Consider the following 25,094-nt stretch of genomic DNA (forward strand, 5'->3'; position numbering starts at 1 on the left):
AGGCGGGTTTCCCGCCGTAGGGGACTGGCGAACAAGGGAGGGCTAATGGCTAATGGCTAATGGCTAATGGTGAGTCCAGGGAAAGCAGGCGGGTTTCCCGCGCCGTAGGGAACTGGCGAACAAGGGAGGGCTAATGGCTAATGGCTAATGACTGATGGTAGTTCTTACAATTAGCTATGAGCAATTAGCAATTAGCATGCATCCTATGTTTCTAATTACTGGAGCCACTGGAGGAATAGGTCGCAGAGTAGTGCGACTTTTGCGGGAACAGGAAAATCAGGTACGGGCGTTTGTTCGCCTTAGTTCACGTTACGGTGAGTTAGAACACAGAGGAGCCAATCTTTTTATTGGGGATTTGCGCCAACAGCAAGATATCCAAAAAGCTTGTCAGGGTGTTCGGTATATTATTAGCGCTCACGGTTCTGATGGTGATGCCCTATCCTTAGACTACCGCGCTAACATTGAACTGATCGACCAGGCAAAAGCGAATGGAGTGGAACACTTTGTGTTCGTTTCCGTGTTGGGTGCGGAGCGGGGTTACGAAGATGCTCCCGTGTTTAAAGCGAAACGAGCGGTAGAAAAATACCTGGAAACTAGTGGTTTAAACTACACTATTTTACGTCCAGCTGGATTAGCATCGGATTTGTTGCCATCGGCAGAACGGTTTCGAGAAACGGGGTTATACTTACTCGTGGGTGACCCTAAAAATCGTACCTCTATTGTCAGTACAGATGATTTGGCTAGGATCGTGGTGGATTCTGTAACATTGGAAGCTGCTCGCAATCAAATTTTTGCTGTTGGAGGTCCATCTATTTTACTGCGAGAGGATATTCCCAAAATTTTTAGTCGCGTCTTTAATAAAGAACCAGTGGTTATCAATCCACCACTGTTTTTAGTGGATGTGGTACGTGGGGGCTTTGGCTTATTTAATCCCCAAGTACAAAAGAGTTTGGGTACTTTCCGCACGTTACTAGCAAATGAATTTTTCTGTAAGCATGAGGAGATTGCTAAAGTAGAAGCCGTTTTCAATTTTCAATTGGAAACATTAGAAAATTTCCTCCGCCGATATTTGGCGGTTTAATTAGTAAAAAGTTAGTGGTTAGTTGTGAGTAGAACCACCAACAACTAACCACTAACAACTAACCACTAACAACTAACTTTTTATGAAATATTCCCTAGTAGCAAGTGCAGCACAAGCACGTAAAACAAAACAGCGTTTCGCTAAACCAGACGAGCAACTTTCTTACGAACTAGGTAAAGCAGTTCAGGAATTGCCACCTTTATATACTAGATTGTTAGCAGGAACGATTAGCGCAGTTGTCTTTGGAGCGATCGCATGGGCGTACTGTTCCCAAATTGATGAAGTAGCGACAGCACCGGGCGAGTTAATTGCGTCTTCACAGGTTCGTCCGGTAACTGCTTTGGGCAATGGATCGATTGTTACAGTTAATGTAAAGGAAGGCGAGCGTGTTTTCAAAGACCAAATCTTAGTTCAACGCGATCCCGATTATCAACAAGTTGATGTTGCTCGTCTATCACAATCTACCAAGCTGATTCAGCAGGACTTGCGGCGTCTAGATGCAGAACGGACGGGGTCTAAAACGGCGGGAACGCAACTTCAAGATGAACTGTTAAATTCGCGGTTGCGAGATTTTCAAGCCAGTCAAGCAGCGGCTGAAGCTGAAGCAAAGCGTCAGTTAGCTCGAATGGATCAAGCTAAGGTAAGATTGACACGATTGCAAGAAAATTTGGTGAACGCAAGAACTAGCTTTGCCAATGCTAAAACAAACCTTGCTAACGCTCAAAATCTCCGTGCTAAGGTAGAAAGCAGTTTGACTATTGCCCAGCAAAGAGAACAAAGTCTGAAAACTTTAGTCACTCCCGGTGCGATACCCAGAGTTGATTACTTAGACGCACAAGAAAGACTCAATCGTGCAAATGCAGAAATTACCAGAGCTAGCGACGAAATTACGAATGCCCAAAATAGAGTTATAGAAGCGCAAGATAAAGTTAAATCTTTAGAAAAAGATATTGATGCTCAAGCCCAAGAAATCCGTCAAGCCGAACAAGCTTATCAAGGAGCAAGGACTCAAGCAGAAAAATTGGCTTCAGAACGCCAGAGTGAAATCTTAACTCAGATTAATAAGCGTCAGGAAGAATTGACCACCGTTCAAGGTCAGCTCGAGCAGGCGAAGAAGCAAAAAGATATGGAAACCATTAAAGCTCCAGTTTCCGGTACTGTTTACAGAGTCAAAGCAACTAAAGGACCCGTACAAGCGGGTGAAGAATTGCTGTCAATTTTACCTGAAGGAGAAGAACTCCTTTTGGAGGTCAAAGTGCTCAATCGCGATATTGGTTTTATTCGTGAGGGAATGAAAGCAAAAGTTAAGATGGCAACTTTTCCTTTTCAAGAATTTGGCACAATTGACGGTGAAGTTGTACAAGTCAGTCCCAATGCCATTGTTGATAAGGAACTGGGCTTAGTTTTTCCCACAAGAATTAAGTTGAGCAAGCACGTGGTTTTGGTAAGGGGTCAAGAGGTTGCATTTACTCCGGGGATGACGGCTTCTGGCGAAATTGTGACTCGTAAGAAGTCGGTTTTGACTTTTATTATGGAGCCAATTACTCGTAGATTTAGCGAGGCTTTTTCTGTTAGATAATTTGATTTTGGTGGGCATTGCCCACCCCAATACCTATTCTCAAGATAGTTTAAAAATATTTATCGATCGCTTTTTTGAGTTCTTCCAAAATTTTCTCAATATCAACTGTATTGTCATCCTTATCTTTTTTATCCTTATCATTATTGCTAAGACTATAGCTAGTGGTATCAAAAGTGTTGTCATCACCAAAGACTTTTGAACGAAGAACAGAATTTCCATATATTTCATTGTTCTTCATTTTATATTGGAGATTGAAAACAGGTTCTTGCAAATCCTTAGCGCTATTCAACCGATTTGATAATGTAGGAATTTCACTTGTCCAGCTACCAATTTCTGGAATAGATAAGGAAGCTTGTTCTCCTGTCTGGCTAAAACCATCTTGATACTGCTTGATAGAGAAGCTAGAGGATTCCTGGTTGCTGTCTGTGACAAAGTTAGAATCCAAATTTAAGGTTGCTGCTTGCGTACTGTTACCTGAGGTTTCTGAGAGAATTTGACGGACTTGAGCATCTGTTAAGTTTTTGTTAGCGCTGAGCATCAGGGCAACAACACCAGTAACGTGAGGAGTTGCCATAGATGTTCCACTGTAAGAAGCATAGCCATTGTTTGGAACCGTGGAGTAAATATCAACACCAGGAGCAGTGACGTAAGTGATGGGGTCGCTTCCTGCTTTATTGGAGAAGTATGCCATGTTGTTATCCTTATCGACTGCTCCAACAGCAATTCCGTAGTTTTCCGCATAACGGGCGGGATATGCAGGTTGCGAATCGCTTTCATTACCTGCTGCCATAACAACAATAACGCCCTGGCTGCTGGCATAGTTAAGGGCTAACTGTAGAATAAAGTTGTCAGAACTCCCACCCAAACTGAGATTAATGACGTTAGCACCATTGTTTACAGCATAGTAAATTCCATTGGCGATCGCAGTATAGGAACCTGCACCAGAGTCATTTAAGACTTTCACTGGCATAATTTTGGAATCATAAGCAATACCCGTGACGCCGACACCATTGTTTTCGCCTGCAATGGTGCCAGATACATGAGTGCCATGACCGTTACCATCTAAAGTATCTTTGTTATCTCCGTCAAAGTTCCACCCGTAAACGTCATCTATGTAACCATTGCTGTCATCATCTATGCCATTGTCGGCAATTTCTTTGCTATTCGTCCAGATATTTTTTTGTAAGTCGTTGTGGTTGCGATCGACTCCAGTATCTAAAACAGCAACAACAACACCTTGACCTGTATATCCTTGTGCCCAAGCTTCTGGAGCTTTGACAAAATCGGCTCCCCAATTGTTACCTCCAAGGTCAGCAACATCAGCAAAAGTATCTTGACCGACTGCTTGAGATACTGCTGCTGCTGCATTAATCGAACCATAACCGGAAGTAGAGCTATACTGGTTGCTGGTGGAGGTGCTCTCAGTTGTTACAAAGTCTGTCTCTGTTTCTACGTTTGAATTAAAACTACTACTGTTAAGGCTTAAGTCATAGTTATTGCTAGAATCAAAGCAATTAACTGAGGAGGTAGAAGCAATAGTTAGCCCTTTATCAGAAGATAAACTGTTAGTTGTAAGATCTTGGGCCATCAGTATTTTCTCCTCAATCAAATTTGTTGAGACTTTTTCGTGTAAATTATGTCTTTATGTAGAAATTACTATTTAATTAAATAAAAAACAGATAGTTATTTGACAAATATTCTTTAAAAAAAAGTTTTGAAGTTTATAGCTTTTTATAATTTGCAAAATCGTAAATTTTATAACATTTGAAATACATAGAGCTATCCTATTTGAGTTATGAAATACATTTAGGAAGCCTCTCTCGTGCGTAAGTTTGCTGCGCCCAGACGAGTGGCGTTGGTTATTGCCCGGTAACAGCCGAGTTTGAAGTTAGATAGAAAAAGTGTTCTGATGTAACTTTAGTTATTCGCGTTTACTCAATGGAGTTCCACAAAGGGTATGGGCACTATAAGTAGAGCAGGGTGAAAAAACCAAACTATGTAAAGATAAGTAGAGAGGCGCAAAAAAAAACGCAGTTTGTAACGAAAAGTAAAGTTGCTTTCTACCCTCTGCCTTTCCCGATAACTTTAATTTTGAACTAAATGCAACTCTATAAATGGAGTTTTTGCTTCCCCTGTCCAAATTCCTTCTAGGTTCTTCGTATCTTTACTTGAGAGTTCGTCAATTTTTACTTCTGTTTGTGAGTTGTAATATGTAAATCTAAACTGATACACTCCTGCCTTCAAAGGTTTAAGTTTCCATCCACCGTAATTACTTGTAGGAATAGAAATTCCTAACTTATTACCCAAAAGCCAAAATGTTTGTGCTTCAAGAAAAAAAGTTACATTTGCTTTTGGTATCAAAGAAGGATAACTAGATTCTTCAGATTGTGTATAGCTAAAGCTGCCACCTTCTACTAAAATTTCACCATCTTGACTCACAATTTCTGGATATAACAAGTCGGAAGCCAATCTAAATCGAAGAGTATTATCTGTATTATTCGTTACGCGGATACCCATCTGCAAAGAGGTTATAGGAAAAGTATTTTCTTCGGATTGTAATAAAACTTGAAAAAGATACTGCAATTTTTGCACATAGTTTTTTTTGGGAACTGTTAATACTTGTTTTGACACTAAGGTTTCAAAACAAACACTATTGATTTCAACAGCATTGTCTTCAAAAGATGCCATCTCGACTATCCTTTTTTTTAAACGTCGATCTACCCACATACTACTGTAAGGGTGCAAGAAAGCCTTGCGCCCCTAAATGATGACGGGTAAGATGTCTGTTCTACAGAACTCTTGCTCACACAGTTGTATCCCAGTAACTGAAGTTTGACTGAACTTCACTCCAACTCACTTCAATAACACCAGGTTTGGAAGAGCTTGTGTTTATACCCCAAGGATTAAAAAGGGTAAATTTTTGGGTAGAAGAATTATAACCTATAACTGAATAAGCGTGACCGGCGACGATATGTCCTGCGACTCCAGTGGTTTTTGAACCCAATCCAATAAGTTGTCCGGAATTGAAAGCATTGACGATTGAGTTACAATCAATTGCTTTACCCAATGCAGATTTTTTGCCAGTAATTTGTGCAAAGGCGTCACTCATATACCCTCCTTTACCAATACCTTCGTAAGTATTGGTATTGTCTTGAAAAATCCATCCCGATTCGTTCAGTTGAGCATAAGCTTTTTCAGCAAAAGTAACCCATAACTCATTACCAGTGTTGCTGTAGTGACTGCCTTTACTTGCATAAACAAAAGCTCCAGAGGCGTCAGTTGGTAAATATCGGTCTACCGTGACGTAATCTGCAACTCCATTTCGCCAAAAGCGTACCGTAAAGGTATTGTCACCATTGTCAATGAACATATTCTCTATTGTATTGGGGGTGCGAGAGGCTGTTGATGCTAGCCCTGCTAAGAAATAGCAGTCATTCATACTGCCTTGTTTGATATCCCCGTAGTTAATGCCATTTTGGAACAAAGAACCACTTGCATACTGATAGGTGTAAGAGGTTTGCGGGCGATCGCTTCCATAAAACCACTTGTTAATTAAGTTTTCTAGTTGAACGCTACTACTACCTGCAACCAAATTGCCTAAAGAGCTTCCTTGATACTTTTGATTGGCTGTATCATTGTTAACAACTTTGTTAGATAGGACTCTAACGTCTTCAGATGTTTTTATATAAGACGTGTTGCTTATTAATGTACGAAGATCGGCTAGTTCGGTTGCATCAACGACATTCCCATCTTTTGACTCGCGAAGAATAGAGATCAGCTCGTTGCGATCTAACCAACCGTCGCTAAAACGTGACCTTGCTGCGGAACGTATGACTTCATCTTGAATATTTTGATCGAACCAATCTAATGCTGCGCCAACTTTAAAAATTGTTTGTGTAGTTTGGGTGCTAGCACCCAATTTGTCATAAGCTTTTGCCTGTAATTGATAATTACCGCTAGATAGGCTATTTAGAGAATACGTAAAGCTGCCGTAACGGCTGTCAGCACTATCAACGTTAAACTGTACTGCATCACTAATGTCTTGCCAATTGCTGCCATCTTTTTGCAGCCAAAAGTCAACTCGTACTATGTCATTTGCACCGTTAGCATCAAAAACCCTAGTATTGCTGAGATTGACGGATTCACCAGCTTCATAAGAGCTTTTATAAGTGTTGAATTGGAGGGATTGTGGAGCCTCGTTGGTAAAAGCTTTTAAGTTATAAGGGGTATTTGCAATACCAATACGAGAAACTTCAATGTAATAAGTACCTGCACCTACAGTAATACCTAAAGATTCAACCGTATTGTGACGGTTGTGCGAGCCTGCAATAATTGAACCATTGCTATCAAGCAACTGTAAATCTGCATCTGCTGAAAGACCATCAAGACTTAAACTCAGGCTACTTCTACCACTAAGGCTGAAACTATAGCAATCATCTGAATTGCGACGACCTAATGAGCCTGCAAAAGTTTGGGGGGTTGCAGTAATGTTTATACTTAAAGATGTGTTGAGGCTATGACTGGTAAAATTGTTTTGCATAAAAATATCTGTGCCCTTTTGCTGCAAAGAATTGGCAGACACACCAATCAGAACCTAAGCTATGCAAAGGTTTTACAAAAAGCTCGACGCGTGAGATTGAAGGTATGTGATTCAATAATGCTTGTTAAAACTTTAAAAGAGCTACGCTAAAAGTACGTATTTTTTTTAACAAAAAAAATCTTTAATTTCAGTGTAAACGCTTTGTATTTCAGATAGCTCTTACCTAGTAAAAACTCGGCTTTCTCGAAAGAAAGCCGAGTTTTTACCAAGTATGTAAGCTATCAAGTTTCGATCATGCAGCGCCCATCCCAAGAGCCAATGCTCTACGTACTGCAGCACTAGCATTCACAAAACCGTGACCGTAATATATGTCATAACCGGGATTACCCAAATCGTAAGCTGTTTGCGACAAAATGTCCTTGATTTGGACCGCAGTCAGGTTCTTGTTTACACTCCAAAGTAATGCAGCAACTCCAGTCACGTGTGGTGCGGAGGCTGAAGTTCCGTTAAAATTGTAGTTAAAGCCAAGCTCTGATGCAGAAGATGTGCTTTGTTGAGTGCGAATGGCAGCAATCACTTCACTTGGTGCTGTTAAGGTCAGATCGTTTCCGCCATTAGAACCCCACCAGTTACTGTAAGTAATACGTTCTCCCAAGTTTTTTGAATTACCATAGTAGTCTTTGCGTCCTGAAGAAGCACCTACTGCTATAACGTTATTGTATCGAGCTAGAATTGCCGGTTCTGCAAGAGTAAGTCCTCCAGTATTGCCAGATGCAAAGACAAATAAAACGTTTTGGTTATTAGCAACCAACTGCTCCAGTTGCGTTGAGTATCCTCCAGTTAAGCTAAAGTTAATTACCAAACGTCGATTTTCTGCGTTTGCCTTACGGATCATTTCTTGGGTGGCATCTACTAAACTGAAGTCGGTAGTGTTACCACCTATAACGTCAATGTGATAAACCTCACTATTCGTAATGCCACTCTCACCTACACCATTATTAATTTGGGCATTAATAACTGATTGAGTTGAAAGACCATGACTGGTGGCTCCACTGGTGTCTTCGTCTACGTAGTTATCTGCAATATAGGTAGTAGGTCCCAAATCGAAGTTAGTCTTGCCATTGAGAACAGGTAGACCCGTATCTTGAACTCCTATAAGAACATTCGAGTTACCCATAGTGAAACGCCAAGCATCTTGCACACCCATGCTCTGCAAATTCCACTGTTGATTAAACAGAGGGTCATTGGGTTGTACAGACAGATTTTCTACTTTGTCTGCAAACACAAGGCGATCGATGCCTTCAAAAAGAATTTGTTTGCCATCACGAAAGTCAATGGCATCGAATAAACGAGTGCCGTTACCTATGTCATAAAGTACACCCCCACCAGTAGTATTGGCAAGTCTTAAAGTAACTGTTGTAGAAGAAATGCTTGACAAATCCAATAAATCTCTCTGTCCGCTGCCATAATCAGCGTTGCCATTACCTAAGAATACTGTGATTGCAGGACCGGACACATAAGTAAAGGTATCCGCACCTAGGTTTCCTCTGACAATACGCGTACCATTGTTTGCGGTTTGAGGTATTGCTTGCGAAGCGGATGTGGGAGGGTTACTACTAGCAGTAGGAGTTGACTGGGTGTTGCTAGAGGTGGGAATGGGAGATGTTTCTTGACTGAAAGGGGTTGCTGAAACACTTAGGTTATAGTACGTTGTACTGCTATTAATGTCTGCACCAACCCGAATATAGTATGTGCCGGGTGATAGCCTTTGAGCGATCGCTTCGTCTGTATTTCCCGAGTTTTTAGAACTAGCAAGGATATTACCACTGATATCGTGTAATTCTACATCAGCATTGGCACTTAAAGCGTTTAGTTGTAATTCAAAGTTGCTAGCGAACTCAAGCTGGAATTTATAGGAGTCGCTCTCAAAGCTATCGACCCAATCACTGTAGCTTTCAGGATAGGAATTAATCGTAATGAGTGAAGAAGTGTCATAAGTATTACTAAAAATGTCTGTGGGTGTTGCTGAAATACTTAACTCATATTCTGCAACGTTATGTGAATCAACCTGCTCGTCTCCTGTTTCAAATACTGTGTCAGTTGACTCAAGACTTGTACTACTTAGTAAAGGAACGGGAATAACTGGAGTTTTATCATAATTTTCATATTGGATTGGGTCTACATCTACACCATCATTTACATCATAGAAGTCGTCTTGAAAACTACTGTGACCATATAAGTTAGCTGTGAATAATTCGTTACCTTGTATGTTTACTTCATCTTGGGTGAATGGAGCATGAGTGAATATATTTAAGTTACGACTGGTTTCTAGAGAATCTTGGGGTGTGGACACGAACATACTTATATGCTGCACAGGATATATACTTACATCACAATCTTTCTTTTCCCAAAAAAAAATGCTTTTGTGTATAAATTTACCAAAATAAAATGAAAATTTTACGGGAACTTCAAAGTATATTATGTTATTGATTGGAAATTTTTAGGAGCGACACATCTTCAAATTAAATTTACGGATTTTATAATTTAATTTTTAGTATTATTTTATACAAAAATCTAAGTAACTTTTGTTTTTTGTCTAAACTACTAACTACTTCTTGACAAAGTCAGGTTTTTTCACGCCCATCTACTTAAGTGCTTTAACACAATTAGGGGTTGCAGCAAGCAATCCGTCATGTACTAAATTTAGATATCCTATTGGTACTTCGGTAAAAATACTTCAAAACATCAGACGTTAATGATTTCTTTACTAAATTCTGTAAACCCTTGGTTGGTTGGAATCGGACTCAACACCTTCTTACTTGGCTTGGCTTGGATTGCACCTAAAAAGCTACTAACACCGGCAGGATATTTCCACGCATGGTTACTTGGGACCCTTATTTGGGGAACACTAAGTTGGCAGGGATACGTAGTAGTTATGTTCTATTTTCTTGTTGGTTCTTTTGCCACCCGCGTGGGTATGGCACAAAAGGAAGCAGAAGGTATAGCAGAAAAGCGTTCTGGTGCTAGAGGTCCGGAAAACGTTTGGGGTTCAGCTCTCACCGGAGCTTTGTGTGCTGTCGGCGTGGGTATCATAAATTCCGGTATTTTTCCCCCCCTATCCCCCTTCCCCCCTATCCCCTTTCTCCTCCTAGGATACGTAGCAAGTTTCAGTACCAAACTTTCAGACACCTGTGCCAGTGAGGTAGGCAAAGCATATGGTAAAAGTACTTTTCTCATTACGACATTTCAATCAGTACCGCGAGGAACTGAAGGAGCGGTTAGTCTTGAGGGAACTTTAGCTGGTGCAGTTGCGTCCCTGGCACTGGCACTCCTGGGTTGGGGAGTGGGTTTGATAGATTTGTTAGGTATATTGTGGTGCGTGCTAGCAGCGTTCATTGCGACTAATTTGGAAAGTGTGATTGGCGCAACACTACAATCTCGATTTAACTGGTTAACTAATGAATTGGTGAATATTATTAACACATTGATAGGTGCGATCGCCGCAATTTTCTTTGCTGTTTTCTGGTCAAGCGTTCTCGCTTAATTTTTTCTGAATATAATTTAAACTGTTCGCCTGCAATTTTTTGAAGTTGAGTTGCGGTTTTAAGGTACAACTGCTTAAAATTGCCGTATGGTATTTTTGCCAAGCTGTTAGCTAAACTTCAGCTTCAATCTAGCATGAGTTGTATATTTTATTATGTAGTTTTTTCTACTCATTAAATTTATGGAGTCTGTATCGTTTTTAAGTGTAGATGACAAACCAATTTCTATCGGACAAGCAGTAAGATATTTACAAGCTTCTGGCAAATTGGGACAGTTTATAGGAGATGTTCTCCGACAATATGCGATCGAGCAAGAAATCGAGAAACGCGTTGATATAGCAATCAGTCCAGCGTTAACAGAACAGACAATCATTGATTTCCGGCTCAAAAACCAGCTAACTGACCCCCAAAGTTTTCAAGAATGGCTCACGAACAATGGTACGAATTATGAAAATTTTCACGCATCAGTAGCTTTTGGTTTTAAGGTAGAAAAACTGAAAGCGGTCATCACTGAACCCAAGCTACAAGAATATTTTATTGAACGAAAAATTTTTCTAGATAGAGTTGTTGTATCGCGGATTATTGTTGACAGTCGGGAATTAGCAGAAGAATTACAAATTCAGATTGAAGAAGGTGCAAGCTTTGAACAACTTGCTAAAGAATACTCTCTTGCAGATGACCGAATTGTGAACGGGATGATGGGACCAGTGAGTCGCGGCACAATGCCAGATATACTCAGGGCAGCAATTGACATAGCTAGTCCCGGACAAGTGGTAGGACCTATAGAACTTGAACAACGCTATGGATTGTTTCGTTTAGAACAATTTCTGCCAGCGTCGTTAGAAGATACTCAACTACAACAAGCACTACAAAACGAGTTATTTGAGAAATGGCTAGCAGAGAAAATCCAAAAGTTAACGGTAAAACTTCAAGTGAATTAAAACTAATAGGTAACGAATCGTTGCAAAATAACGTGCTAGCTTCTATATCTTGGAACCAACCACCGCTATGCTGGTTAACTCCCGAACAAAAAAGCCGACTGCAAGAAGTTTCAGAAACTTTTCGTTATAATTTAGGAGAAAAAATTTGGTCACCAGACATAGGAAATTTTCAGTTTCTGATTGTTTCTGGTAAGGTGCGCTTGCGCTCTGAAGGAGCCAATCAGCCATTAGCGACTCTACAACCAGGTGACTGGTTTGGTAACCTCCAAAAATTTTCTTTTGATTGTAAAGCTGTCGCTGCTAGCAAAGAAGTGGTTGTAGTACGCTGGGATACAACTATTTGGGCGGAAGTTTCCACACCGCAAATAGAGGAGTTTTGGCAAGGAGGGGAAGAAGAGTGGGGGAGGGAGAGAAAGGGAGAGGGGGGGGAAGAACAAATACTCTCCCCCACTTCCCAACCCCAAGCCCCCAGTCCCTCACTCACTCCCTCCCTCCTTCCCTCCCCTCCTATTGTATCAAGTTATCCCTTTGTAGGTAGTGGAAATACAGGTGCTGCTTGTTTGGCTATGGTGGCGCAACAGTTAGATAATGCCGTGCAATTGGAATGGGTACAGCGTCAGTTGCGGGGACAGCGACCGAAAAATCTTATAGAAACAGCCGAAAAGTTAGGTTTTGTGCTGCGCCGATTGCAGGTGAGTTGGTCTGAGTTGCGGCAGTTATCATTCCCGGCTTTACTACTATGGACTCCCGATTCATCTTCCACCGCCAATTGGATTGTGGCTTATGCGGTGAAAGGCGATCGCATGATTGTAGCCAATCCCCTCAATACCGAACAAATATGTGAAAGTTTGCCTAGAACCATTGTTGAGGAAACTTGGGATGGGCAGATCTGGCAAGTAGAACTTATTCAAAAACAAGAAAAGTTTAACCTGAGTTGGTTTACACCCGCAGTCTGGAAGTACCGGAAATTGTTGGGAGAGGTGTTGCTAGCATCGCTGACATTACAGCTTCTGGGCTTAACAACTCCGCTCATTACACAAGTTGTAATTGATAAGGTAATGGTGCAGGAGAGTTTGCCAACTTTAGATGTCATGGCGATCGCACTCCTGTTAGTCGCAGTGTTTGAGGCAGTTCTTGGGATTTTGCGGTTATTTATTTTTACCCATACAGCCCGTCGTTTGGATTTAAGCTTATCCGCACAACTCTTTCGCCACTTGATGCGACTACCTCTAGCTTATTTTGAGTCGCGACGGGTAGGAGACACGGTAGCCCGAGTCCAAGAATTAGAACAAATCCGTCAGTTTCTTACGGGTACGGCGCTGACTGTAGTCTTAGATAGCATCTTTGCTGTGGTTTACTTGGCATTGATGTTTTACTACAATATACCGCTAACATTTGTGGCGTTAGCAGTTCTACCCTTATTTGCGACGCTGACACTGATCGCAACTCCGATTCTTCGTAACTGGTTAAACGAAACTTTTAATCGCAGTGCTGACAGTCAATCCTTTCTTGTTGAAACAATAACCGGAATTCACTCAGTCAAAGCTCACGCTGCAGAACCAGCAGCAAGAGTTCGTTGGGAAGGTTTATTTGCTCGCTTCATTCGTACAGGTTTCAAAGCTTCTACCACATCTAATATCAGCAGCAACATAGGTGATTTCCTCACTAATTTTTCCAGCTTACTCATTCTTTGGTTTGGAGCAAAGTTAGTTATTGACCAAAAACTCACAATCGGTCAACTTGTCGCTTTCCAAATGCTTTCTGGCAGAGTCACCGCACCACTGCTGCGTTTAGTACAGTTATGGCAAAGTTTGCAACAAGTTCTACTTTCCGTAGACCGGATTGGCGATATTCTGAACGTAGCTCCAGAAGCAGAACCAGGAACGGGGTTAGTTTTACCACCCCTTAAAGGGCAAGTTGCCTTCGATCGCGTTTTCTTCCGTTACCGACAAAACACTGAACCCGTTTTAAGGGGAATTTCCTTTGACGTACAACCCGGTCAGTTTGTTGGTATTGTTGGACGCAGTGGTTCTGGGAAAAGCACTCTTTCTAAACTTTTGCAACGTCTTTACCAAAATGAATCGGGACGGATATTAATAGATGGTTTTGATATAAAAAGTGCAGATCTAGCATCATTGCGCCAGCAAATTGGTGTTGTTCTCCAAGAAGACTTTTTATTCAACGGTTCTATCTTGGAGAACATCACATTGGGCAATCCCGATATTACAGCAGAACAAGTCGTAGAAGCGGCGCGATTAGCTGCTGCCCATGATTTTATCAGTGAATTGCCCCATGGTTATGAGACCAACGTTGGAGAAAGAGGTACAGCTTTATCTGGGGGACAGCGACAGCGCATTGCTTTAGCGCGGTTGTTCCTCTCCCAAGCACCTATTTTAATTTTGGATGAAGCAACAAGTGCTTTAGATAGCGAAACGGAACAGCAAGTACTGCAAAACCTACAAGCAATTTCCGCAAACCGCACTGTGTTCTTGATTGCTCATCGTTTTGCTCCCCTCAAGCGAGCCGATCTGATTTTGGTGCTAGAAAAGGGCGTGATTGCCGAACGGGGTACTCATTTAGAATTATTGCAACAAAAGGGTTTGTACTGGTCTTTGTATCAAAGACAACAGGCAAACGTGTAGTTGCCCTCATCCCCAACCCTTCATCCTAAGGGGTGAAGGGAGAGGAAATTCAATTCCCCTTCCGTTCACCCTCGTTCTCATGCTCTGCATGGAAAATTGTACAAGAGGCAGGCTTCTTGTACTTAGAAATACATATGCGGTAGCAACAAACTTTAATTGCTACGCTGGAGGTGGCGTATCTAGTGTGATTAAAGAAATAGATCCTAGATTGACGTCAGCCTTTGCAGAACTGTTGTTGTCACCTAAGAAGAAGTAGCTTGGCAAAGCATATTTTTCACCAATTCCTGAATAATCACGCAGTTGACCACTGAGAACATAAGAACCTTCGCCAGAAAACAGTTGGTAGTAATCTCCCAACACTGACAATTCGTAATTTGTCAAAGCAGTGGTGTTTTTGGTAGCTCTTTCACTATTATCATGAGTCAAACTACCAGAAGTACTATCATAATTCTTTGCCCAGATTTCATTACTCCAGAAACCGAGTTCAATACCTTTTTTGCCATCACTACTAATAACAGTCACGTTAAAACCAGCATTGTCGTCTAACTTGTCACCGTTGTTATCACCAAAGTGGCTTTCGGTATTAAGCTTAACTTGAAACTTAAGTTTATAGCCTTTATTGCGATCGAGCTTAACAGCCCCACCATCGTACTTGCTATAACCAGCAACACCATAAGTGGTGGAGACTAGCTTAGAGGTATTGTCAACAGCCGTTTGAGTACCACCGTTAAGACTACTATCAAATAATAATGCAGGTGTTCCTTGGTCTGCTGTTCCAGAACCAGTGTAGTAATTGTATGTTGTCGCGACTTGGCTAACAGTAGACAGAGTGACTTTATAGTTTACAGGGGTAGCAGCGTTTGATATGACTCGCAGGTAGTAGTTATTTCCAGCAGATAACAAGCCCTGAAGTTGCTCTGATGTCGTACCTGATGCCGATGAGTAAATCGCATCGCTTTTATCGATCAGACCATTGTTATTAACATCCCATAGGACTTGTAGATTGGCATCTCCATCTAAATTATCAAGTAATGCTTTGACCGTACTTTGCGTCTTGACACTAAAGCGGTAAAAGTCATTAGCTGATACTGCAAGTGTTGAAGTTTGTTCTAGTGAATTACTACCATTGAGTTCGCCAAGGGACATGGCTTTACTTAAAGGATTTTCTGTGGATAAAGTCAGATTGTAGTTGGTATTTGCACCGCCAGCGGAAGAAACTTCTATATAGTATGTGCCAGCTTCTAGTATGCCATTAATGGTCTCTGCTGTCGTGCCTGTATTTAAGGAACTAGCGATCGCCTTACCCGTAGAGTCCAGGATTCTCGCATCAGCGTTGTCAGTTAAGCCATCAAGTTTGAGGCTAGCATTAGTCAGACCATCAAAAGAAACGCGATAGTAGTCTTTAGTGTCACCAAGACCAACAAAGTCAGTATATGCGATCGCACTTGTGCTTGGAGAGAAAGTACGAGCAGACTCTAGAGAATTTCCTGCATAGTCGCTACCAGGACGCCCCTCATTCCTTCCATACATGAGGAAATGCTGATAAGCTTGTTGATTGCCGTAACCAGCAGCAATTAAATCGGTATTATTAGCTAGGTAAACTTTGACATTGAAAGTAGATGATGAAACCCGTCCCTCAGTCAAACCATAGAATTGAAAGTGTTCAAACAGTTGACTGCTATTGAACCGAGCTGCTTTTAAATCGGAATTCACCTCACGGTAATACTTAAGATCGAAAGCAGGGTTGAATTGGCGTTCTTCATTTAAACCATAGAAGTCTAGGTGTTGCAGAAGTTGCTGATTGTTATAACCAGCAGCTGCTAAGTCAGAGTTTACCTGCTTGTAAAAGTTCAAATCTACAAACGGAGAAAAGCGCCGTCCTTCACCAACACCATAAACATTCAGATGCTCGAGTAATTGCTGATTGTTATAACCAGCAGCTGCTAAGTCAGAGTTTACCAGTTTGTAAAAGTTTAAATCCACAAACGGAGAAAAGCGCCGTCCCTCACCAACACCATAAACATTCAGATGCTCGAGTAATTGCTGATTGTTATAACCAGCAGCTGCTAAGTCAGTATTTACCCGCTTGTAAAAGTTCAAATCCACAAATGGAGAAAAGCGCCGTCCTTCACCAACACCATAAATGCTTAAATGATCTAGTAATTGCTTACTGTTGTAACCAGCAGCTGCTAAGTCATTGTTAGCCTCCTTGTAAAAGTTCAAATCCACAAGTGGGGAAAAGCGCCGTCCCTCACCAACACCATAAACATTCAGATGCTCGAATAATTGCTGATTGTTGTAACCAGCAGCTGCTAAGTCGGTGTTTACCTGCTTGTAAAAGTTCAAATCCACAAGTGGGGAAAAGCGCCGTCCTTCACGAAGACCATAATTTTCTAGATGAGAGAACAGTTGTTGGTTACTCATGCTAGCTAAATCGCTGTTGCTAGCACGATAGAAATTGAGATTAACAAGGGGTGAAAACGATCGCCCTTCCTTAAGACCAAAGTTTTGAAAGTGTGACAGTAATTGCTCGTTATTAAGACCTGCTAAATCTAAATTGGCAGCTCTATAGTAATTGGCATCAAATAAATTAACAGCCATGCATTGCGTCCCCCATAACATAAACAAATTGGCTTCTGGCCTATGTCTGGGTGTTATTAATTTAAAAACACAGGATGAGAAGCCAAAGAGTTGGTATTTTATGTTACTTGTTTATTTGTTTTTTCTCTAAAATGAGAATGGTAAATATGCTGATTCTTGCCATGCCGTTTGAGCAAGACTTTCAGTAATTATGCGCCCTCAGCCTTTTGGTACTAGCTATGAATCCAACTTTATTTCACCTTGCCTTTCCTGTCACAGATATTACCCAAGCAAAATCTTATTATGTAGATGGTTTGGGTTGTATCCCCGGTCGGGAGAATCGCCATGCTCTCATTCTCAAACTCTACGAGCATCAACTAGTTGCTCACGTAACTAAAGAACCTCTCGTCCCCCAACGCAGTATATACCCGAGGCATTTTGGAATAATTTTTACAGCAGTTGAAGATTGGGAAGCTTTACTGCTAAGAGCACAACAACAACAGCTACTTTTTCACGAAGAACCCAAACACCGTTTTGTTGGTTCTCCTTTAGAACATCGCACTTTCTTCTTAGAAGACCCTTTTTATAACTTGATGGAATTTAAGTACTACCGTAATTCTGAAGCGATTTTTGGGAGTTCTGAGTATACACAAATTGGCGATTCACCTTGAAGTGGAGTCGCTAAAGCTTCTGCAACTGAAGCCAAGCTTCTAATATCCGTCAGCATCCAAGCATGAGTTAAAACTGGGACGATTACGTTTCGTCCTACGGGCATTTGCGAACTATTGGCAGGGACAATCATCAAATCGTATGGTGTCCATATAGATGTAAAATCTAGCTGTTTCAACATGGCAACATCTCGGTTTAAATCTTGCAGAAAAGCACTGTCAGGACGCATTTGGATACAACCTACGCCCTGGTTGCAAAAGGCTACCCAAGTACCGTGATGTGGAGAGGAGATAGTGATGAAACGTTGTACGCGATTTATACCACCGAGTTTCTGAATGTAATAACGACTGACGATACCACCCATACTAAAACCTACTAAATCTATAGGTTGTTCTGGGTCAAAAGTTACTTCAATATAATGAGCGACTTGCTTTCCCAAATCATCAAGGCCAATTCCACCGGTATTTGGTACTAAGTCTAGGTCGTACAAAGTAAAATTTCTCTGTTTCAGGTAGGGAATCATTTTGTCGAAAACTCGCCCGGTATCAAAAATGCCATGTACCAGTACTACGGGGTTTTTTTGTTTTTTTATACCAGTCATTTGCAATATTTTGTGTAAATATTTTTTCTAATTTAATCAAGAATAGTTGCTACTTGACATACAGAATATGACACTCCTTTAAGTGGGATGAGAGCAAGCACAGGCAAAAACGCCAAGATCCCTTATCCCTAAAGGAAACCCCTACCGTCCCCATTAAATATTAACTTTTTTTAAGCAGTCTCTCAAAATCTTGCCTATAGTTACAGTAAAATTTAATAATTAAATCTGACTGTATACAGGTTACGAGTGCCTGAAAGCAAGAGCTTATGAGCATTAACCCGTCCTGTGACAACAACCTTGTTGAGAAATAAGCCTGCGGAGGCTGTTACCCAGATGGTTATACAGGCGACTGGGTTAGTGATGTATGTCTTGATAAAACGTAACAATATTCCGTGATTGTTTAAGGATTGCGGTCAGAGACCAGGTATAAAAGGCAGGAGAAATTGTAATGTTCGGTTTTATCAAAAATTTAATTGTCGGAATTTTGAATTTTTTCATCGGGCTGTTTGGTGGTAAAAAAAGCGGCTACTATCTAGAGTTAGATGATGCTACTGAAGTAGCACAAGATGCAGCTAAAAAAGCAGCATCGAAGACTAAGGAAGTAGCGCAAACAGTGGCATCGAAGACTAAGGAAGCGGCATCGAAAACTGTTGAAGCAGCGCAATCAGTTGTGTCAACCACAGAGAAAGAGGTAGAAACCGCAGCAGCGAAAGAAAAGCAAGAGCAAGCTGCTCAACCTGTTGCAGCAAAAGCGGAAGCAATACAAAATGGGAAAAAGGGTGCTACACCGCGTGCTAGAGCATTGAGTGCTAAAGCTGCGAGTGCCAAATCATCAGATGATGCACAACCTACTAAGGTAGAGTTAGTACAAACTTCTAACGGTGTCAGACCGGAACCCGTTCAACCAGCAAAAGCTGAAGCAGCAAAAAAAGTTATACAAGAGCAACCATCCGAAACAACTTTTGCACCAAAATATCTTGTACCTAACAGTAGCAATGGTCGTCGGCGTCCCGGTGCTAACATGAATCCTTTCTTGGATATGGCACGTCAGGTGAAACCCGCTAAGTAATTCAGTTATAGAAAACTTGCTAGCACCCAGTTTCCCTAAAAGAGAAACTGGGTTTTTTAGTTGAATCTGGCAGAAGCCCCACGTCTTAACGCGTTCGCGCAGTGTACTGAGTGGGATGAACCATCGGGAAATCAAGACATTGTTCCGAGGGAAGTTGGAACCTGAAAAGACGACGACTAAACATATAGTCATCGAAAGATTCACAAGTGCAAAATCCCCGACTTCTTAAAGAAGTCGGGGATTTTAACTAACTTAACTCATCAGAATTAATTTGACACACGAGCCATCATTAGCTTCCTGGTAATTGCTGTGGTTGAGTGGAAGAAAGGGGCTTAAAGGGCTTGATGGTGTTGATGTCCACGCAAGGCGCACAATCGAGCTTGGTTCGCAGTTCGGTGCTAAAGGAAACCAAGTGCTCAACAAAAGCTTGGCGATCTGTTAAGCAGCCTTTGATAGCCATGAGTTCTCCCAACGTCCACTCGTAGAGATGTCTGTCCGCATTGTTCATAATCACGGTCAATTCGTTCTTGGTTCTCAAGATTTGATTGAGAAGCTCATCTACCTTGACGTTGATTAAATTAGCAATTCGGATATTGAATGTATCTCTGTTACCGATGATGTTAATTATTTCATCAACGTACTGTCCAACAAGACTGATGAAAGATTGGTTCCACTCATTGCGGACATTGGCAATCTTGATGTCAATATCTCTGTAGACGTTGTTAATCTTGTTGTTAATTTCAGTGCTGTTGGCAACAAAGTTGACAATCTGGTTGTTAATGTTAGTGTTGCTGATGACAGTTTGCTGCAGGCGCTGGTCGAAGTACTGATTTAATTCCTCATTGTTATTCACAATGTTTTGGGTAATGACTTGAATGTAATTGCGAACTTTTTGCTCGTAAGTATTGTCAATTTGCTGGCTGATGTACTGGTTAATTTCCGTATTGTTATTGACAATCTTTTGGACGAGCAGTTGGTTGAAGGTGTCTTTATTCCCAATGATGCTAATCAGTTGCTCGATATGCTGTGTCGCCAGATTGATAAATGCTTGATTCCACTCATTGCGAAGATTTTCAATCTTGGTGTTAATTTCAGTACTGTTGGAAATAAGATTGATAATTTCGTAGTTGATTTCCGTGTTGTTGAGGACAGTTTGCTGCAAGCGGTTATCGATGTACTGGTTTAATTCCTGATTGTTATTCACAATATTGTGAGTAATCAACTGGATGTAATTGCGGACTTTCTGCTCGTAGGTATTGTCAATTTGCAGGCTGATGTACTGGTCAATGTCAGTATTGTTGTTGACAATCTTCTGAGTGATAAGTTGGTTGAATGTTTCTCTGTTCCCGATAATGCTGATTAATCGATCGATGTGCTGTGTCGCCAGATTGATGAATGTTTGATTCCACTCGTTGCGGAGATTTTCCAGCTTGTTATTAATTTCCGTGTTGTTGACGACAATTTGCTGCAAGCGATTATCGATGTACTGGTTTAATTCCTCATTGTTATTCACAATGTTGTGAGTAATCAATTGCAGGTTATTTTGAATCTTCTGCTCGTAAGTATTGTCAATTTGCTGGCTAATGTACTGGTCAATAGCTGTATTGTTATTGACAATCTTTTGGATAATAAGTTGGTTGAATGTCTCTTTCCCACCGATGGTATTAATCAGACTATCGATATGCTGTGTCGCCAGGCTGATGAATGTTTGATTCCACTCGTTGCGGAGATTTTCAATCTTGTTGTTGATTTCGGTACTGTTAGAAACAAGGTTTATAATCTCGTTGTTAATTTCCGTGTTGTTGATGACTGTTTCTTGCAAGCGGTTGTCGATGTACTGATTCAATTCCTGATTGTTATTCACAATGTTGTGAGTAATCAATGACAGGTTATTTTGGATTTTTTGCTCGTAAGTATTGTCAATTTGCAGGCTGATGTACTCGTTAATTTCCGTATTGTTATTAACAATCTTCTGATTGATGAGTTGGTTGAATGTCTCTTTACCACCGATGGTGTTAATCAGTATATCGGCGTTCTGTGTCACTAGGTTGATGAATGTTTGGTTCCACTCGCTGCGGAGATTTTCAATCTTTTCGTTAATTTCGGTACTGTTGGAAACGAGGTTGACAATTTCGTTATTAACCTCCGTGTTGTTGATGACCGTCTCCTGCAAGCGGTGCTCGATGTACTGATTCAATTCCTGATTGTTATTCACAATGTTGTGAGTAATCAATGATAGGTTATTTTGAATCTTTTGCTCATAAGTATTGTCAATTTGCTGGTTGACGTACTGGTTAAGCTCGGTATTATTAGTGACAAGAGCTTGAGTAATTGCGTTGATATGATTGTGTACCTTTTGCTCGAAGGTCTGCTCAATTTGTGTATCAACGTGCTGGTCGATGTGCTGATTGAACTCTTGCTTGGTCACAATATTGTTAACAATGAGTTCAATGTTGTTACGCACCTTTTGCTCGAAGGTTTGGTTGACTTGGCTGTCAACGTGCTGGTCGATGTGCTGATTGAACTCCTGTTTGGTCACAATATTGTTAACAATGAGTTCAATGTTGTTACGCACCTTTTGCTCGAAGGTTTGGTTGACTTGGCTGTCAACGTGCTGGTTGATGTGCTGGTTGAACTCCTGCTTGTTAACGATATTGTTAACAATGAGTTCAATGTTGTTACGCACCTTTTGCTCGAAAGTCTGGTTGACTTGGCGATCGATGTGCTGGTCAATGTGCTGGTTGAGTTCTTGTCTGTTAACAATGTTGTTGACAATTAAGGCAACATTATTCTGCACTTTTTGCTCGAAGCTTTGGTCGAGTTGACGCTCAACATAGCGATCGATGTACTGGTTGAGTTCCTGCTTATTGATAATATTGTTGATAATTAATCCAACATTGTTACGGATTTTTTGCTCAAAGGTTTGGTCAAAATACTGGTTGATCTGTTGATTGATTCTCTTTGAAATCTCAACGTTGATCCGATCTTGTAGTAGCCTGTCTAAGTAGGTAGACCAGCCTTGCAAATGCTGGTTGAGACTAAACTCCATTTGCTGCGTGTAAGCGTCCATCGTGAATCGGACTTTCGCCACTTCTACAGCTAAGTTTTTAAAGTGCTTCTCATAGTTTTTCAGCAGCCAATGCTCGAGCTGATCCCAATATTTCGCTTCTAGTGTGACGTCTTTTTCATCTAGCCCCTTGAGAGATTTGTCAATTTGCTGTAACTGCTCTTCCCACTTTTTCTTGAACTCATCTTCGTTAAAGCGGAAGGTGAACTCTATCGAGTTACCCGCAGTCACTGTTTCACGTTCGCGACTTCCAGATCCACCTGAACCTTCAAAAGTTGTCACAGTCTCGGTCGTAACAGTTGTTTCTTTTGTCCGTTCTTGAACGCTAATCTTTTCACGATTTTCAGAGATTTTGGTGAGTTCAGTGACACTCACTGGCTCTATTGCCAGAACAATTTGTCCTTCATTATCTTCCTTGAAGGTGTCAAAAAATAAACCTGTTAAGGTCGTTTTTTCTTTGACTTCTATAATGACTTCGTCTTTTAGACCATTCAGAGAGCACCAAGTTTCTGCAACTTCAATACCCGTCAGCTTAGTCACAAATTTTCCACCCTGAACCCAAATTAAAGCCCAAGGTTCTATGTTAAATTTCTTGTTATCAGACCAGTAGCTGGCATTCCCTTCCCGAATTTTGATGCGATAGTTTCCGGGATTGAGTTCCACCACATTAGAACCAGATTGTTTCAGGCTCGACAAGTGACTTTCATCCAACACATAGCAATTGCGTTTGCTATCGACTTTTAAAGTGTGAGGATTGAAAAAGGGTTTGTTACTGGTAATTAAAAGGTCAATGGTACCACTGTTATCCGTATTGTTTAGATCGAAGAACAAAGCACACAGAACTGCTCTTTCTTTGACTTCTAATTTGAGGCGATCGCTATATCCATTTAATGTTGTCCAGGTTGCACCTACCTCAAAACCCGTGTTTTTATTGATAAACGTACTTCCATCAACTCCATAGATCCAAAGTAAAACAAATGGTTCTCCTTCTGTTTTTGCTTTAGCATAACTGTAGCGACCGCCAGTAATTTTGATATCAAACGTCCCTTTATCGAAGGTAAAGGAACTAGCAACATGTTGTTGCAAATTGTTCATTTGATTGGCGTCGATAACATAACAGTTATTCTTGGTATCGATGGTTAAAAGGTTCATACTTTCCTCCCTAACAACTTTATTTTCTTCAGTCACTTTTGTCTTTCCAGATTCTTCGTTTGTCTTTCCAGATTCTTCGTTCGTGCTGACTCCTGGAGTGATTTCTGTTGTGACTACCTTCACTGGTTCGTAAATGGTAATACCTGCCCAACGACCAGCAGGATCTGTGGAGGTCACTAAAGTTCCCCGACCGGTGGTAGTATCAATACGGATTAATTGACCGTCTTTACCTAACTTATAGAAATTGCCCGTCACGCCATAGAGAACATCGCCAACAAATTCCATACTGGCAAGATCGGGAAAGCCAATATCACCGATATTTTTGACTTCGCCTGTATCCAGATTGCAGCTTGCTAAAAGCTTTTTCTTGTCGTAACCGATTAAGGTAATATAAGCCTTACCATTAGCATCAAAGGCAACTTCGCCACAGTTATAATCTTTCCCTGCTACCGTGGCAATTGGCGTTCCCTTGCCTGTTTCTAAATTAATTGCTATCAGTTGTTTGGCAGTTGTGGCGTAGAGAGTTCGACGATAGCGACTGTATGTTAAACCAGCTGCTGCAAAGCCAATATTGCCAATGACGGTAGCATTACCTGAATTGAGATCGATTTTAATGAGTTGAGTTTTATCGCCTTCTCGATCGAGCCCATAGAGTTGAGAACCAACAAAAGCAATATCCGAAACTTCTGTCACGATTTCGCCAATTAAAGAAGCTTTACCTGTGGCTAAATCTAGAGTGTAAAGTTTGCTGAATTCATTGGAGACACAATCTTGAATGTAAACCGCTCCTGGCGCGAGCTTTACTGGTTTAGCTGTGCGACTACCACAAATAACTTTTTCTAAGACAGCGCTAAAACCGCTAATGGCATCTTTATCTGTAAAGGCTTGTCCGCCTGTTGAAGTTGCAAGTCTGGCGTATTCAGTTTTGATACCTTCTGAATGCTTGCTTTTGGACGTTCCAAAATAAGTATGAACGGTAATTCCTGCGCCTTGGGCTTTTTGGATTGCCAAATTAGTCGCTTTAATATCCTCTCGATCTGTTTTATCTCCACCCCCTTCAAGGGCTTCATCACCGAGATAGAAAATTGCTCTGGCTGCACCTGTGCGCCAATCAAAGTAATCGGAAATATCTTCGATGGCGCGAGCCGCATCCTCTTGCGCTCCTGCGTCTGCAACTTCTCCTTTTTTTCGACCCCGGAGTTTGGATTCAGACACCTTGCACTTTTGAGTTAAATAAGCTCTGACAGTTTGGTCAAAAGAGGTTCCTTTCCAAGTCCCTTCTATACCCAACCAAACCACTCTCAAGTCGGAAGGACAACTGGATTTAGCTTTTGCGATCGCACTGGAAGCCGCATCACTGAGCGAGCGGGCTTCATCTTTCATTGAAGGGCTTGTATCAATGACAATAACTAAATCAACACTCGGTATGGAGCTTGCTTGCTTACTCACGCTTTTTTCCTTTTTTTTCTTTTGATTGAAACCGAAGAATCTCATACTTAGACTTTTTTATTTGCTCTTGGTTATCAACACTCCTCAATCAAGTTTCCCGGCATTGCTAGAGATAGCAATGATAGCTATCTGGGCTACTGTTTGATGATAAAACAACATTTTTGTATTTTTTTACAAAAAGT

Annotated in this window: 14 protein-coding genes; 7 read left to right on the top strand and 7 right to left on the bottom strand. The window is 41.1% G+C overall.

Going from position 1 to position 25,094, the window contains the following annotated elements:
• Window positions 1-205 precede the first annotated feature (205 nt).
• Entirely contained in the window at window positions 206-1,081 is an 876-nt protein-coding gene (locus AB0756_RS22085; RefSeq protein WP_038109420.1) for an SDR family oxidoreductase, read from the top strand.
• A gap of 82 nt (window positions 1,082-1,163) precedes the next feature.
• On the top strand, window positions 1,164-2,660 hold the full coding sequence (locus AB0756_RS22090) for an HlyD family efflux transporter periplasmic adaptor subunit (protein WP_050046837.1): 1,497 nt from the start codon (window positions 1,164-1,166) through the stop codon (window positions 2,658-2,660).
• Between the two features lie 49 nt (window positions 2,661-2,709).
• Here the strand turns inward: AB0756_RS22090 and AB0756_RS22095 are convergent, their stop codons facing one another.
• From AB0756_RS22095 to AB0756_RS22110, 4 genes are all read right to left on the bottom strand, one after another.
• Window positions 2,710-4,248, bottom strand: coding sequence for a S8 family peptidase (locus AB0756_RS22095; protein ID WP_038100946.1), 1,539 nt, complete (start codon window positions 4,246-4,248; stop codon window positions 2,710-2,712).
• Between the two features lie 497 nt (window positions 4,249-4,745).
• A complete protein-coding gene (locus AB0756_RS22100; protein WP_038100943.1) occupies window positions 4,746-5,348 on the bottom strand; it encodes a hypothetical protein in 603 nt (200 codons plus the stop codon).
• A 115-nt stretch (window positions 5,349-5,463) separates the two neighbouring features.
• On the bottom strand, window positions 5,464-7,200 hold the full coding sequence (locus tag AB0756_RS22105; RefSeq protein ID WP_038100949.1) for a C2 family cysteine protease: 1,737 nt from the start codon (window positions 7,198-7,200) through the stop codon (window positions 5,464-5,466).
• A 292-nt stretch (window positions 7,201-7,492) separates the two neighbouring features.
• Window positions 7,493-9,559 (bottom strand): S8 family serine peptidase, encoded by a 2,067-nt coding sequence (locus AB0756_RS22110; protein WP_038100940.1) that lies wholly within the window; start codon window positions 9,557-9,559, stop codon window positions 7,493-7,495.
• Window positions 9,560-9,955: 396 nt separating this feature from the next.
• Between AB0756_RS22110 and AB0756_RS22115 the strand changes: the two genes are divergently transcribed.
• The 3 genes from AB0756_RS22115 (at window position 9,956) to AB0756_RS22125 (ending at window position 14,325) form a co-directional block, all read left to right on the top strand.
• Window positions 9,956-10,744 (top strand): TIGR00297 family protein, encoded by a 789-nt coding sequence (locus AB0756_RS22115; RefSeq protein WP_050046838.1) that lies wholly within the window; start codon window positions 9,956-9,958, stop codon window positions 10,742-10,744.
• 180 nt (window positions 10,745-10,924) lie between these two features.
• Window positions 10,925-11,683, top strand: a complete 759-nt coding sequence (locus AB0756_RS22120; protein WP_038111331.1) for a peptidylprolyl isomerase — start codon at window positions 10,925-10,927, stop codon at window positions 11,681-11,683.
• Entirely contained in the window at window positions 11,632-14,325 is a 2,694-nt protein-coding gene (locus tag AB0756_RS22125) for a peptidase domain-containing ABC transporter (RefSeq protein WP_050046839.1), read from the top strand. The genes AB0756_RS22120 and AB0756_RS22125 overlap by 52 nt, the downstream gene beginning before the upstream one ends.
• A 159-nt stretch (window positions 14,326-14,484) precedes the next feature.
• Here the strand turns inward: AB0756_RS22125 and AB0756_RS22130 are convergent, their stop codons facing one another.
• Window positions 14,485-16,926: a PPC domain-containing protein gene (locus tag AB0756_RS22130; RefSeq protein ID WP_167844757.1), complete on the bottom strand. Its 2,442-nt coding sequence runs from the start codon at window positions 16,924-16,926 to the stop codon at window positions 14,485-14,487.
• A gap of 218 nt (window positions 16,927-17,144) precedes the next feature.
• Here AB0756_RS22130 and AB0756_RS22135 point away from each other — a divergent pair, with 218 nt between their 5' ends.
• Entirely contained in the window at window positions 17,145-17,576 is a 432-nt protein-coding gene (locus tag AB0756_RS22135) for a VOC family protein (RefSeq protein WP_050046840.1), read from the top strand.
• Here AB0756_RS22135 and AB0756_RS22140 read toward each other — a convergent pair.
• The gene (locus AB0756_RS22140) at window positions 17,513-18,175 is read right to left on the bottom strand and encodes an esterase/lipase family protein (RefSeq protein ID WP_050046841.1); all 663 of its coding nucleotides are present in this window, start codon (window positions 18,173-18,175) and stop codon (window positions 17,513-17,515) included. The genes AB0756_RS22135 and AB0756_RS22140 overlap by 64 nt on opposite strands.
• A gap of 448 nt (window positions 18,176-18,623) precedes the next feature.
• Here AB0756_RS22140 and AB0756_RS22145 point away from each other — a divergent pair, with 448 nt between their 5' ends.
• Complete coding sequence (locus tag AB0756_RS22145) at window positions 18,624-19,244, top strand: hypothetical protein (RefSeq protein ID WP_038083665.1); 621 nt, start codon at window positions 18,624-18,626, stop codon at window positions 19,242-19,244.
• Window positions 19,245-19,533: 289 nt separating this feature from the next.
• Here the strand turns inward: AB0756_RS22145 and AB0756_RS22150 are convergent, their stop codons facing one another.
• Window positions 19,534-24,912: a hypothetical protein gene (locus tag AB0756_RS22150; protein WP_137986600.1), complete on the bottom strand. Its 5,379-nt coding sequence runs from the start codon at window positions 24,910-24,912 to the stop codon at window positions 19,534-19,536.
• Between the last annotated feature and the right edge of the window lie 182 nt (window positions 24,913-25,094).

The organism is Tolypothrix campylonemoides VB511288_2 (assembly GCF_045999855.1).
Classification (GTDB): Bacteria; Cyanobacteriota; Cyanobacteriia; order Cyanobacteriales; family Nostocaceae; genus Scytonema; species Scytonema bouteillei_A.